This is a genomic window from Capnocytophaga stomatis (assembly GCF_002302635.1).
Lineage (GTDB): Bacteria > Bacteroidota > Bacteroidia > Flavobacteriales > Flavobacteriaceae > Capnocytophaga > Capnocytophaga stomatis.
In genome coordinates this window covers 1,142,371-1,155,113 of record NZ_CP022387.1, presented here as the reverse complement: position 1 = coordinate 1,155,113, position 12,743 = coordinate 1,142,371, and the positions used below count along the sequence as shown (strand labels likewise).

Sequence of the window (12,743 nt, the reverse complement as noted above, 5' to 3'; positions counted from 1 at the left end):
GGGTTACTTAAAGATATTTAGCTAATCGTTTTTCTTTCAGTGATTTTAATTCTTGATTGATGATTTTATCCATATGATTCTGCAACATTTCCCGATTTTCAAAATAAGGAGCTTCCAACCACTGCGGAAATTGCAAAGTTTTGAAATCAACAAACTCGCTGATAAGTTTTACTTGGTTTGCTTCTTTCAAAAGCCCTAAACGCATCGCATATTCATAGCTAAAATCTTCTTCCTCAATAGCTTCCACAACTGCTTTTTGGTAATCCCTAACCTTATTGAGCGACAAAATCCGATGAAAATAGTAATTCAAACCTTCTTGTGCTTTTTTGGTACTTTGGTATTCAGTAACGCTTTTGTAATGTTCAAAAATAGCTTTCCGTTGGTCGGAAGTAATGTTCGGAATTGTAGCAATGACGGCTAAATACGATTCTACATCGCCCCAAATGAGGAAATCTTCTTCAAAAGGTACGCTCAAAACTTCGGGAAGTAAAGCCAAAAGCGGTTCGTATTTTTCACAAATGAAAAGGCTGTCTATCAAATCGGATAGTGTTTCCCTGTTTATTGCATTTTTTATGGAAAACTTCTTCTTGAGTTTTTCTAAATTCTTTTGTTGCTTTTTAGTGCTACAGAAAGGTTCTATTTTTTCAAAAGGAATATTCATTTTTTGTGTTATTGGAAAAAGAGTTAAAAAAGCCAATCCCACTTTTTTGAGGGATTGGCAAGAAAAAAATTAACTTCCTAAATTCAAGTAGATTACAGGTGTTCCATCTTCCTGATAGGATTCCAAATCGAAGCCTTCAAAGAAAATATGGTCTCCTAAATCCTTGTTGCGTAATGTGTTGTGAATATGACGAAGCAAATTCAAAGCTCCGAAATAATCGCGGTCTTCACTCTCAATTTCTGCCAATATGCGAGCGTAATACATTCCGTCTTCGTCCGGGTCATCGAAGGTTTCCGGATTAAGCAAGCGTTCATTTTCCAAAATATCCTTCTCACTTTTGATGTAAGCCTCGTACATCATCATCACTTTGGAACTGTTGAAAATCGTAGCAAAAGGAGTGAAATCTTCCAAATCATTTTCAATATCAGCGTTATATTCTTGCACAGCTTCCCAGAAATGCATCAATGAACCATAAAAACGGTCGTTAAATGCCCACGCAATATCGTCCAACAAATTCGGAATTTCCATAGCCTCGTAACCTTCGCAAACATTGATACGATTGATATCTACCACAGGCGGATAAGCAACATCGGCGACTTCAAATTTATCCAGCAAATCATCTGCCGATTGGTCAAGTTTGAACTGCGTTTCTTCTGGATAAAGTGGTACCAAATAGAAGAATCCGACGGCCTTTCCTGAAGGTAGTTCAGCCATTGCCCATTGTGTTTCCTCACCATCTTCACTTTGCGTAACTGCTCCGATAAGCATTAAACAATCAAAATTTGTGCCTTCCAAAGCCTCGCCTGTTGGGATAGTATGCCCATATCCTAAGTAGGTTTGGTGGTGAATAGGCAAACGAGCCAAATTTTTTAGCCAACGGATAGGCCAATAATCTTTTTCATCCTGACTTTGAACATTCCAAGTAGGAGGAAGGTTGATAACCAATTCAGCAAACGGTGACGATGAATAACCTTCCGGAGTGTACATCTGGAAAGCTCCCATACCGCCCGTTACCAAAGTGTAGTAATTTCGTTCAGGCGTTGGTTTTATAATGTATATATCGCAATGAATATCAGGCGATTCTAATTCGTGCAAAACCTCATCAAATTTACCGAAAGACTTTTCAATGTAATTTTCCAAAGCTACACGTTCCTCTTCCGTGTAATAAGCCCAATCTTCGTAATTTTCATTTTCAACGAACTCAAGTTGGTTACTTTCAGCATTGTACGCCAATTGTCCTGATTGCAAGTTGCGAATAATGAAACCTAACCAATCTTTGATGTCGTTATAAAGATAACCTACCTCAAAGTTATTGATGTCTTCATTGAGCATTACGCAGATGATTTGCCCAGAGAATTCTTCTTGTTTTGGGTCTAAATCCATACAAATGAAGAATCGTTCTCCGGCTAAAATCGGAATCCATTTTTTGTTGAAAAGCGTATTTTTGATGTCTTCTTCATCAAAGAAAACTTCTTCGGAAAGCGTTACGTTTTTCCAATTTTCACCATAATGTTCTTTTACGAAATTTAGCCATCTTTCTTGAACTTCAGCCACTTCACTCAGCGAAACGAAATGCTGACTGTCTGTAGCGAAAAACGGCACAATTTCCGTTTGACCGTTAAATGTGCGATAGAGTTCCTTGTAAGCACCGGGAAGTTTCACACCGATTTGTTTTTCAAAGTTTTCCAACTCGGCATCGGAAGCTCCTTTGGCAAGAAGAGTGCGTAATTTAGGTGCTTTTTTCTCTAAAAAGTTTAAGAAACGCTCCAGCGGATACTGCACGTTTTCTCTTCCGCCATTGTAAACATCTACGGGCGAAATGCCTTTTTCTTGAGCGTATTCGATGCAAGCCAAGTAGGTTTCCACATCGTTTCCGCAACCTTGCAGTTCTCGTTCTTTGAGGAAATGTTTTTTGGCTAATTCGCTGTTATTTAGGTAAAAATACGAATATCCGATGCGGTAATTCCACGAAGCCGTGTCGCCGAGTTCTTCTTCCAGATATTTAAAAACTTCGATTGCTTTTTGCAGATATTTTTCGTTTCCGGCTGTTTGGTCGAGCCAGTAAAAGTTATTGTAAGCCCTTCCGAGTTCGCTCAAAACGGCGGTAGAACGCTGTTCCACAGGAAGATTTTCTATGAAATCAATAATGGCTTGGATGTTGTCGTTTTCGTCCCAAGCATCAATTTTTTTCAAGATTTGTTTTTCTGTCATAGTTTTAGAAATTAATTGAAATTATGTATGTTATATTTTTCTTCTGTTTTAAAAATTCGCTAAAATTTCAGCTTTTTTTGCTTTGTATTCTTCTTCATCGATAAGTCCGTTTTCAAAAAGCGTTTTGAGTTTTTGAAGTTTTGTTGTTGGCTCATCGCTGTTTACCGACTGATTTTGTTGCATTTGTTGTTGCATCGTTCCCATCATCATTCCCATTGCTACGCCTTCTTTTACGCTTGAATTAAGATTGCTGCGGTCGTTGCCAATGGCATTAGCAGTGTTAAATTGCTGAAAACGATTCATATCGCCAATAATATTCATACTTGTGGCCTTGTCATAAAACTCTGTGACTTCTTGAGGAAGAGTGACGGAGCTCACCGTGAATTGCGTTATTTCAATTCCGAAGTCAGAGAAATAAGGCTCAATCATCGGACGGATTTTATTGCTCAAATCGGTCATATTTCCTGCAACATCTACAACCGAAAGATTAGTATTGGAAAGAGCTTCCCCAAATTTTGGAGCGATAAAGTCACGAAGTTGTGCTTCCAGTTCAAAAACCGTTAATAAAGGATATGTGCCGGCGTATTCTTTAAAAAACTTGGCGATATCAGCTATTTTTACATTGTACGACCCAAATGCACGTACTCGTACCTGTCCAAATTGTGAATCACGCATCAGCACAGGAGCAGGCGTTCCCCATTTGAGGTTTACAAATTGTTTGGTTGAAAAATAATAGACATCTGCCTTGAATGGACTTTCAAAACCGTACTTCCAGCCTTTAAGTTTGGAAAGAATAGGTATATTTTGAGTGGAAAGCGAATGTGTGCCTGCTGTGAAAATATCGGCGATATTACCTTCATTTAAGAAAAGAACGGATTGGCTTTCGCGTACAATGAGCTTTGCTCCATTTTTTATTTCTTTATCTTGGTCAGGAACTTTCCACATTAGCAGATTGGGGTCAGGTTCCACCCATTCAATGATTTCTAAATACGGAAGTTTTGAATCTGGATTTGACATAATAAAATGATTTACTAATTCATTTGCAAAGATAGGCAGAAGCCCAAATTATGTCAAAGAAAAAGGCGTCTACAAACTGTCTACAAGGAGTATTTTTTGTTGTTTTTTGCTTTGTTAATGAGTGGCGTTTTGGGGTGTAAAGAAGATGAAAAACAACATTTTTATTACGCTGTCAGGCTTTGTAAAAACTCTTCTAAATTTTCTTCCTTTTCTAAGTTTAGTTTTTGTTTGATGCGATACTTGCTCATTCGGATGCTCTTTGGCTCCACATTAAAGGCAGAGGCAATTTCTTTCGTGGAGAGTTTCAAATACATATAAGCACAATATTTCAGGTCAAGGGAAGTGAGTTTGTTGGCTGAAAGTTCACTGAGTTTGTTAAAAAAATCAGGATGAATGTCCTGAAATTCCTTAACGGTTTGCTCGATAGTGTCATCTAAGAATTTTTCTTTTTTCAAAACACGGTCGATGTTGAAAGTGTTTCCTTCCTGTTTGATTTTATCCTTGATTTCTTCCAAAAGTTTATTTTTTCGGTCGATTTGGAGTGCATTTGCCAGAACTTCTTTTTGCATTTGTTCATTTTTGAGTTGCAAGAGCTCTTGTTCTGCTTTTAAGCGGGCTTGTTCTTCTTTCTCAAGCCTTAACTGCATTTTTATTTCCCGTTCCATTTGCGATTTTTGGATAGAAAGCAATCTTCGTTCTTTTTCTTTGAGCAAAGCACGTGCTTCGGCTTCGTCCTTTTCTTTTTCAAGTCGGAGTTGTTTTTCGGTTTGTAGTTTTGATTTGTTTTGTTGATTTCTCACGACAAAGATAAGAGCAATCAAAGCTAAAAAAGAGATGCCTATGTAGAGGTAATTAAGTTGTTTTCTGCTTTCGGCTAATTGTGATATGGTTTCTATTTCTTGTTTTATTTGTTGGTTTTCAAACTCGGCTTCGAGGCGGAGTATCTGTTCTTGTTGGGTTTGGTCGTGGAGCTTGGCTTTGTATTTCTCTTTTTCGTTTTTTAGGTAAAGAGCTTTTTCAAGATTTCCGCTTTTTTCGTAGAGTTGTGATAGGGCTTCGGCAAGAGCAATGAGCGTGTAATAATCGATAACGGGTTGTTGCTTACTGATTTCAACAAAGGCTTCTGTCAGAAGTTTTTCAGCCTCAGAGGTATTTCCTTGCTGCAGAGCGATTTCCGCCAAAAGTCCTTTTGCATTGGCTTGAATTGAAGCAGTGTTGCTTTTTCCTTGCGATACTTCAAGGGCAATTGCGGTGTGCTTCTGGATATTGGCTAAAGTATTTGAGTCGGAGAGACTTCCGCTTTGGAAATAGAAATCCGCAATGTTGATATTCGTTATTCCGTACGTGATTGAGCTTACTTTATTCGGATATTGCTTGTAAACTTCCGCAGACCTCTGTAAATAAATCAGGATACTGTCTTTAAAGGCTTCATTTCGTTCTTTTTTGTACAAATATCCCATAACGGTGGACATTGCCGAATAACCATTGGAAAGAAGATTGTAATTATGAGCCTTATCGGCGGTTTCGATAGTCTTTTGAGCATATTTTCGGGCAAGAGAAGCATCTTCCACACTTGAATAAGCCCCATAGAGAATGTAATAGAGCCTTGGTTTAAGTGATTCAATCTTATTTTCTTCTGCGATGGTTAAAGCCAACTGACAGTTTTCAACGGCGAGGTTGCGTATGTCAAGATAGTTATAGTAATAAGCCTTAGTGTAATATCCGTAAGCGAGTGCTTGAGCGGAATTAGACTTTTCAGCTTCATTTCTGGCTTTCTGCATATATTCTTTAGCCGAATTGGAGTTCTTTATGGCGAAAAAATACTTCACATATTCCGAGTAAACTTGCGGTAAATAATCTCTATGTTTGTTTTTAGCCTTTGATTCGGCTTTTTTAAGGGCATTGTAAACTTCTTTTAGCTTTCCTTCTCCTCGGAATGTTTCACTATCTTCCAGATAACTCTCAATTTCTTTCGAGAAATCTTGTCCGTAAATAGGTTCAGCCAAAAAAAGTATCAATAATGCGATAACTTTATATAAAACAGCTATTCGGAGTCTTTTTTTCATTTCTTTTTAAATTTGTAATGGCAAATATAGTAATTTGAAATATAGAAATAATTTCAAGAGTAGCTTTTTTGCTTCTTTTTTGGTAATAAATCAAATGAAAAGATGATAAAAAGCAATCTTTTATAGGATAAATAAAATCAATTTAGCTTAAAAAGGAAACAAGATTCTCCCAATTATTTTCCTTTTGCCATTCTGAGGAGTCTAAAATTAATGAAAGCAAGTGCCAAATAGTACAAAAACCCAAAAATAATAGCCTCGTGAGGTGTATCGACGAAAGCTCCCTTCATTTTTTTCACGTTTTGATATGCATCGGAGTTGAAAAAGAACTCATCTAAGGCAAAATAAGGTAAAATGGGAGAAAAAATGAGAGTAAAAAACGTCAAAATAAAGTAAGCCAAAGCACCAAGCACAGAAAATAGTATCAATCTGTTTTTGATGTCCTTATCTGTATTGAAAAAAGCAAATCGCATTCTGTGAAAGACGGTCACTAAGTACAAAATCAGTATCCGACTATCTCCCAAATTCAAAGAAAGATTAAAAACTAATGCAAAAATTCCGTAAAAGGGAAAGAAAATCAGTAAAGAATACTTGGCAGGGATTACAGCCATAAAAATTCCCGAATGCACCATAATAAATTCAAATATGATAAGCATAGCCAAGCTATACACTTTGTACGCATCGGAAATATCGGCGAAAAGCCAGAAGTACAAATACGTCCCTGCAAAAACCAGATACTGAAAAATGCTGAAATATTCCAACGATGTATCAAATTTCTCTATAATTGGGACACTTTTTTGCTTCTTGATTTTTTGTTTTGCCATTTCGGACTACTTTTTTGCAAATATATCTCTTTAAAAATATATATAATAGAAAAATTATTCTTTCCCTATAAAAATATTCTTATGAAAATCTCCCTACGATGGACTACTTTTATTTTATAGCTCGTAAAAATCTCCCTACGATGAGTTACTTTTTTTTATACCTCGCAAAAATCTCCCTACGATGAGTTACTTTTATTTTATATCTCGCAAAATTCTCCCTACGATGGGTTGCTTTTATTTTATACCTCGCAAAATTCTCCCTACGATGGTTTACTTTTTTTATACCTCGCAAAAATCTCCCTACGATAGGTTACTTTTATTTTATACCTCGCAAAATTCTCCCTACGATGAGTTACTTTTATTTTATAGCTCGTAAAAATCTCCCTATGATGAGTTACTTTTATTTTATATCTCGTAAAATTCTCCCTACGATGGGCTACTTTTATTTTATACCTCGCAAAATTCTCCCTACGATGGGTTGCTTTTATTTTGATTGATAAAAAAAATCACCTACGAGGGTGATATTTTATTTTAGAAGATGCTAAAAAAGGATGTTTTATTTGATTTTTGAAATGGAAAAACTCTTTATAGCCTGTCAGCTTCCTCCAAATCACTTTTATGGGAGGTTTTTTGACTTTGTTTTCCGATTTTGTAAGTTACATAGAACTTAACTTGACGTGATTCGGCATATCCCCAGATGTAATTATCCAAATTGGGCAAGTGACTTTCCGAATCCCAACGACGCGTATGGAAAATGTCAGTAAAAGAAAAGGCTACACTAAGTTGATTCTCCCAAAAACTGCGTTGCAACCCGATGTCAATACCTCCCGAAGGTTTGGAAATTTCGTTGGTATTGGCGATTTGTTTTGTGGTATAGTCGGCATTGATTTCGCCGGTAAGTTTCCAAGGAAGTTGAAACTGATGTTGTGAGTTGCAGGAGAAAGTCCATTTGCTGGGACTGAAAGAAGCATAATTTTCTATCTGAAATGAATTTCGGACATAGAATAAAGAAGGATTTATGTTCATTTTGTACCACGAAGCCCATCGGATTTCTTGCAGAATGCTTGCCGAGAAATGATTTTGATATCCGATGTTACGCGGAATCATTATCACACGTTCGTTGGGCTGTTTCTCGGTAATTTGTCCGCTGAAATCATTTGTATAGATGTAAGAAAGTATCGCGGTAGTGTTCCCCCAAGTTCCAGAACCACTAATTTTGTGTATTTTTTGGGGTTCCAAAAACGGATTTCCCACCCAGTCGGACAATCCGTCGAGAGCCAAAATAAAGGGACTCAAATCCTGATATGCAGGACGGGCAATTCGGCTGCTGTAATTCAAACTGTATGCTATTTTTTCATCTTTTTGATACGTGAGGCTCGCGGAAGGGAAGAAGTTAATGTAATTTCGTTTGTTTTCTTGATATTTTTGATTGCTTCCTTGACGTGGGAATAATTTCCCGACAGAAAAAGTATATTCGCTACGGATTCCTACTTCTGCGGAAAGCTTTTCGTTTATCCGGATAGCGTATTGCAAATATCCGGCAAGTAAACGTTCTTTATAATCGAAAGTATTGGAACGATTTACATTCAGCAGGTTGCCCGATGGTAATACGGTGAAAAAATCGGATATATTGTTGGAATAAACTTGCGAGAATTTAATTCCTGACGACCAATTTCCTTTCCACAATGGGAACTTTTGATGAAAGGCGGAAGCAAAAATGTGTATTTTTCGGTCGCTGTCAGCCATAAACACGTCATCTGCGATGCGATTTCCTCTCAAATCTTTATGCCAATTGGGTTGGTTTACTCCTGATAAGCCGTCGAAAAATACATAATCCACATCAATGTTATATTTTTCATTCTCGGAAGGTTGAAAGGCGTAAAAAGTACTCAACGCATAACGTGCATTTCTTTGTTTGAAGTAATTGCTTTCTCCGTAAAGGGTTTTTTCATATGTAAAATTATGGTCAAAGATGTCATTTTGCGTGTCGATACTTCCTTTACCGAAGATGGAGTTTGAAGAAAGGCTAAATCCGATTGTATTTTTGTCATTTAGTGAGTAATCCAGCCCGAAATTACCTGAAACGGAACTGCGTCGGTCTGTATCTGCCGACGAACTGATGTACCACTTATCATCTAACTTTCTTTCCGAGCCGTAATCATAATTTATGTAGCCAAAATGATGACTATATGAGGCGTTTATGTTTAGTTTCTCGGTATTGTGTTGCAGAGAAACGTCCGTCGCATTTCGCAGATGATTCCAGTAGGACACGCCACTACCTGCGGAAATGTACGTACCTTCAATGTTGTGTTTGAAAAGCACGATGTTGATTATTCCGGCTCCTCCTTCGGCGTCATATTGTGCGGACGGATTTAGCATAACCTCAATGTTTTTAATTTGTGATACCGAAACGGATTTAAGGAAGTTTGCCAAGTCCTCTGATTGCATATATGTAGATTTCCCATTGATAAAAACCATTGCCCCTTTCTTCCCGAGAATTGAAATTGCGTAAGAATTGTCTATCAATACGCCGGGTGTTTTTCGCAAGGCTTCAAGAGCGTTTCCTCCTGAGGTTATACTGCTTTCTTTGGGCGAAAAAATGATTTTGCCTTCCTCCAACTTAATGGCAGGTTTCTTTCTGTCTGCCGACACAACCACGCCACTTAATTCAGTAATCAAAGGTTTTAGCTTTATGACGCTCAGCGAGATGTTTTTATCCCATTTTAGAGGTGTTTTTTCCTCGTAGGTTTCAAATCCGGTGGCAAAAACTATTAATTTTATGGTTTCAGCATTTCCTTTCAGGGTGAAATTTCCCTCCGAATCGGTGCTTGTTTGTGAAATCACCACAGATTTGTCATACGATAACGCCGAAACAATTGCATAAGGTACTGCTTCGTTGTATTCATCAATCACACGCCCTGAAATAATGTAAGAATTTTGTGAAAAAACGTTGCCTGAAATTAAAAAGAACAAAAGTTGGATGATTTTTTTCATCTTTTAAAGTATTTTGATTGTTTTGAAGTTGTAGTATTGCGAAAAATGAATAAAAATGATTCAAATTTTGTACAAAATTAAAAATTAAAAATTAAAAATTAAAAATTAAAAATTAAAAATTAAAAATTTTATTCTTAAATGTAAATTTAGAATTAATGTAAAATAGTTTCGATGTTTAAGTGTGGAAAAAATGTCGCAATAAAGTCAAAATCAATAAACTTGGATATATATTTGCGTTTTAGTTGATTTTTTCAATATATTTGCATAGCACTAAAAATAAAAGAAACAATGATTCTATCCGATTTAAGTCAAAGTGGTCGTTATGAGGGTTTGCATCCTGCCTTCCCGAAAGTTTTCGAGTATGTAAAAAGTCATAATTTACTAAATGCCGAACTGGGAAAAATAGAAATTGACGGTGAAGATGTATTTATAATTAATTCAGAACCTGAATGCTTAACCAAAGAAAATCAGGTACTTGAGTATCATCAAAAATACTTGGACATTCATATTCTTCTTGAAGGTCAAGAAACCATCGGTTGGAAAAGTTTAGCTGATTGTAAGCAAGAAAAAAAGCCTTTTGATAAGGAGAACGATTATGGGCTTTATGACGACAAGCCAACAACTTACATTACTTTGTATCCGAATCAGTTTGCGGTTGTCTATCCTGAAGATGCACACGCCCCGATTATCGGTCAGGGGAAAATCCGTAAATTAGTGGTCAAAATCAAAGTAGATTAATTCACTTTTTTGGGCAACGATATGAAAGTTATCTCACAAATAAAAGAACCTATCCGCCAAGAAATGGAGCTTTTCGAGCAGAAGTTCCGTGATTCAATGTCTTCAAGAGTGGCTTTACTCAACAGGATTACGTATTACATCGTTAATAGAAAAGGCAAGCAAATGCGTCCGATGTTTGTGTTTCTGGTGGCAAAAATGGTTTCTGGCGGTAGGGTGGAGGAGCGTACATATCGTGGGGCGTCTGTAATTGAGCTGATTCATACGGCAACTTTAGTTCACGATGATGTGGTAGATGACAGCAACAAGCGTCGCGGATTTTTCTCTATAAATGCTCTTTGGAAGAACAAAATAGCCGTTTTGGTGGGTGATTATCTGCTTTCCAAAGGATTGCTACTTTCTATTGATAATTCGGATTTTGATTTGTTGAGAATTATTTCGGTTGCGGTTCGCGAAATGAGTGAGGGAGAGCTTCTGCAAATTGAAAAAGCTCGCAGATTGGATATTGTTGAGTCGGTTTATTACGAAATTATTCGCCAGAAAACAGCCACTTTAATTGCTGCTTGTTGTGCTATGGGAGCTTGTTCTGTAATTCCTGATGATAAGGAAACCATTGAAAAGATGCGTCTTTTTGGGGAATATATCGGGATGGCTTTTCAAATAAAGGATGATTTGTTCGATTATACGGAAGAAAGCATCGGAAAACCAACCGGAATTGATATTAAGGAACAAAAAATGACTCTTCCGCTGATTTATACGCTGAACAATTGTGCAGAAAAAGAGAGAAAATGGATTATTAATTCCATCAAAAACCACAATAAAGACAAAAAACGAGTAAAGGAAATCATCAATTTCGTAAAACAAAAGAATGGGCTTATTTATGCCGAAGATAAAATGCGTGAATTTCAACAAAAAGCCTTAGAAATTCTTTCCGATTTTCCTGATTCAGAATATAAAACAGCATTAACCTTGATGGTAAATTATGTTATTGACCGAAAAATCTGATTATTTAGAATAAAAAAAGAGCCTAAAATTGTAGGCTCTTTTCGTTTTGAATCTTAATTTAATTATTCTCCAAGAATTCTGAATTCTGTTCTGCGGTTTTTGTGGTGTTCTTCTTCTGAACATTGAACTCCGTTAGCACATCTGTTGATTAAGCGAGACTCTCCGTATCCTTTTGCAATCATTCTTGAACGTTGGATACCTTTGTTAGCTAAATAGTTAACAACAGCGTTTGCTCTTTGTTGAGAAAGAGACATATTGTACTGGTCGTTTCCTCTTGAGTCCGTGTGTGACATAATTTCCACACTTGTGTTTTTGCCTCTTAGTAAAGGTAACAACATATCGTCGATAACTTTTTCAGAAGCTTTTGTTAATTTAGCACTATTGTACTCATAAAGGATAGGTAACAAAGTTGGTTCTAACAATTTACAATCAACTTCTTCCCAAACGGTAACTCCTCCTTGTTTAACCAAAACTTGTTTAGTTACAGTTTTGTACTCGGCAGGAACTTCTACTTTACGAGTTGTTGCAGGTGAATCAATTACCTCACGCTTAATAGTAGCGTACTCAGCAGGGATTTCAATTTCCTCAACACGGGCAGGAGTTTTGATTACTTGACGTTTGAAGTTTGCCGATACAGCAGGAATTTCAGTTTCAGTTGTATGAGCGTCTTTTGTTAAGGTTACAACATTAACGCTTTCAAAACGAGCTGGTCTTTCAACAAAACACGCCGTAACACAAGCATCTTTGTTAATTGACGGACAATTATCAAGATGTTTGTATTCCCATCCTGAAGTTTTAGGGAAAACCTCAACGGTTTTCACATCATTTCCAAAAGCAGCAGGAACAACTTTCAGAATAGTTCCTTGTTCTTTTTTCTCGTAAGGAACCTCAACTGTTTCATAAACAGCAGGTACATAAACCAACTTTTTGCTTGCTTCTTTTACAAGAACACGCTCCTCGATGGTTTTGTACTTGGCAGGAACTACCTCTAACTTGCTGTACGCAGGAGAAATTTGGATAGTTTCTGTCTCTTCACGGAATTCGTCCTTAGTGATACATTTCACGTAACATTTCCCTGGAGCAGGATTTGCCGGTAAATCTTGGGCAGATACATAGCCCCCAACCGATAAAATAGCTACTAAGCTTAAGGTTGTTTTTTTCATATGAAAAATTAATTATTGGTTTAAAACAGTAGCAAAAATACAAATTAATATCGCATCTCAAAAAAATTAA

At 36.8% G+C, this 12,743-nt stretch carries 9 protein-coding genes; 2 read left to right on the top strand and 7 right to left on the bottom strand.

Translation table 11 applies throughout. The features are described 5' to 3' along the window. Positions 1 to 7: 7 nt before the first annotated feature. From CGC58_RS05070 to CGC58_RS05045, 6 genes are all read right to left on the bottom strand, one after another. On the bottom strand, positions 8 to 661 hold the full coding sequence (locus CGC58_RS05070) for a DUF6707 family protein (RefSeq protein ID WP_157909194.1): 654 nt from the start codon (positions 659 to 661) through the stop codon (positions 8 to 10). 69 nt (positions 662 to 730) lie between these two features. Further along, positions 731 to 2,872 (bottom strand): suppressor of fused domain protein, encoded by a 2,142-nt coding sequence (locus tag CGC58_RS05065; RefSeq protein ID WP_095895549.1) that lies wholly within the window; start codon positions 2,870 to 2,872, stop codon positions 731 to 733. Between the two features lie 48 nt (positions 2,873 to 2,920). Then, positions 2,921 to 3,889 (bottom strand): SPFH domain-containing protein, encoded by a 969-nt coding sequence (locus CGC58_RS05060; protein WP_095895548.1) that lies wholly within the window; start codon positions 3,887 to 3,889, stop codon positions 2,921 to 2,923. A gap of 164 nt (positions 3,890 to 4,053) precedes the next feature. Beyond that, the gene (locus CGC58_RS05055; RefSeq protein WP_095895546.1) at positions 4,054 to 5,955 is read right to left on the bottom strand and encodes a coiled-coil domain-containing protein; all 1,902 of its coding nucleotides are present in this window, start codon (positions 5,953 to 5,955) and stop codon (positions 4,054 to 4,056) included. Positions 5,956 to 6,128: 173 nt separating this feature from the next. Beyond that, complete coding sequence (locus CGC58_RS05050) at positions 6,129 to 6,776, bottom strand: hypothetical protein (RefSeq protein WP_095895544.1); 648 nt, start codon at positions 6,774 to 6,776, stop codon at positions 6,129 to 6,131. Between the two features lie 585 nt (positions 6,777 to 7,361). Further along, positions 7,362 to 9,770 (bottom strand): outer membrane beta-barrel protein, encoded by a 2,409-nt coding sequence (locus tag CGC58_RS05045; protein WP_095895542.1) that lies wholly within the window; start codon positions 9,768 to 9,770, stop codon positions 7,362 to 7,364. Positions 9,771 to 10,058: 288 nt separating this feature from the next. On the opposite strand from CGC58_RS05045, the gene CGC58_RS05040 reads away from it, so the two are divergent. Together CGC58_RS05040 and CGC58_RS05035 are read left to right on the top strand one after the other, a co-directional pair. Then, entirely contained in the window at positions 10,059 to 10,508 is a 450-nt protein-coding gene (locus CGC58_RS05040; RefSeq protein ID WP_095895540.1) for a YhcH/YjgK/YiaL family protein, read from the top strand. A 21-nt stretch (positions 10,509 to 10,529) separates the two neighbouring features. Beyond that, positions 10,530 to 11,510 (top strand): polyprenyl synthetase family protein, encoded by a 981-nt coding sequence (locus CGC58_RS05035; protein ID WP_095895539.1) that lies wholly within the window; start codon positions 10,530 to 10,532, stop codon positions 11,508 to 11,510. Between the two features lie 62 nt (positions 11,511 to 11,572). Here CGC58_RS05035 and CGC58_RS05030 read toward each other — a convergent pair whose 3' ends face one another. Further along, the gene (locus CGC58_RS05030; RefSeq protein ID WP_095895537.1) at positions 11,573 to 12,673 is read right to left on the bottom strand and encodes an OmpA family protein; all 1,101 of its coding nucleotides are present in this window, start codon (positions 12,671 to 12,673) and stop codon (positions 11,573 to 11,575) included. Positions 12,674 to 12,743: the final 70 nt, after the last annotated feature.

Coding starts and splice junctions, on each gene's coding strand:
- CGC58_RS05065 (WP_095895549.1), bottom strand. CDS start 2,872: ATGACAGAAAAACAAATCTTGAAAAAAATTGATGCTTGGGACGAAAAC.
- CGC58_RS05040 (WP_095895540.1), top strand. CDS start 10,059: ATGATTCTATCCGATTTAAGTCAAAGTGGTCGTTATGAGGGTTTGCAT.
- CGC58_RS05030 (WP_095895537.1), bottom strand. CDS start 12,673: ATGAAAAAAACAACCTTAAGCTTAGTAGCTATTTTATCGGTTGGGGGC.
- CGC58_RS05060 (WP_095895548.1), bottom strand. CDS start 3,889: ATGTCAAATCCAGATTCAAAACTTCCGTATTTAGAAATCATTGAATGG.
- CGC58_RS05045 (WP_095895542.1), bottom strand. CDS start 9,770: ATGAAAAAAATCATCCAACTTTTGTTCTTTTTAATTTCAGGCAACGTT.
- CGC58_RS05035 (WP_095895539.1), top strand. CDS start 10,530: ATGAAAGTTATCTCACAAATAAAAGAACCTATCCGCCAAGAAATGGAG.
- CGC58_RS05050 (WP_095895544.1), bottom strand. CDS start 6,776: ATGGCAAAACAAAAAATCAAGAAGCAAAAAAGTGTCCCAATTATAGAG.
- CGC58_RS05055 (WP_095895546.1), bottom strand. CDS start 5,955: ATGAAAAAAAGACTCCGAATAGCTGTTTTATATAAAGTTATCGCATTA.
- CGC58_RS05070 (WP_157909194.1), bottom strand. CDS start 661: ATGAATATTCCTTTTGAAAAAATAGAACCTTTCTGTAGCACTAAAAAG.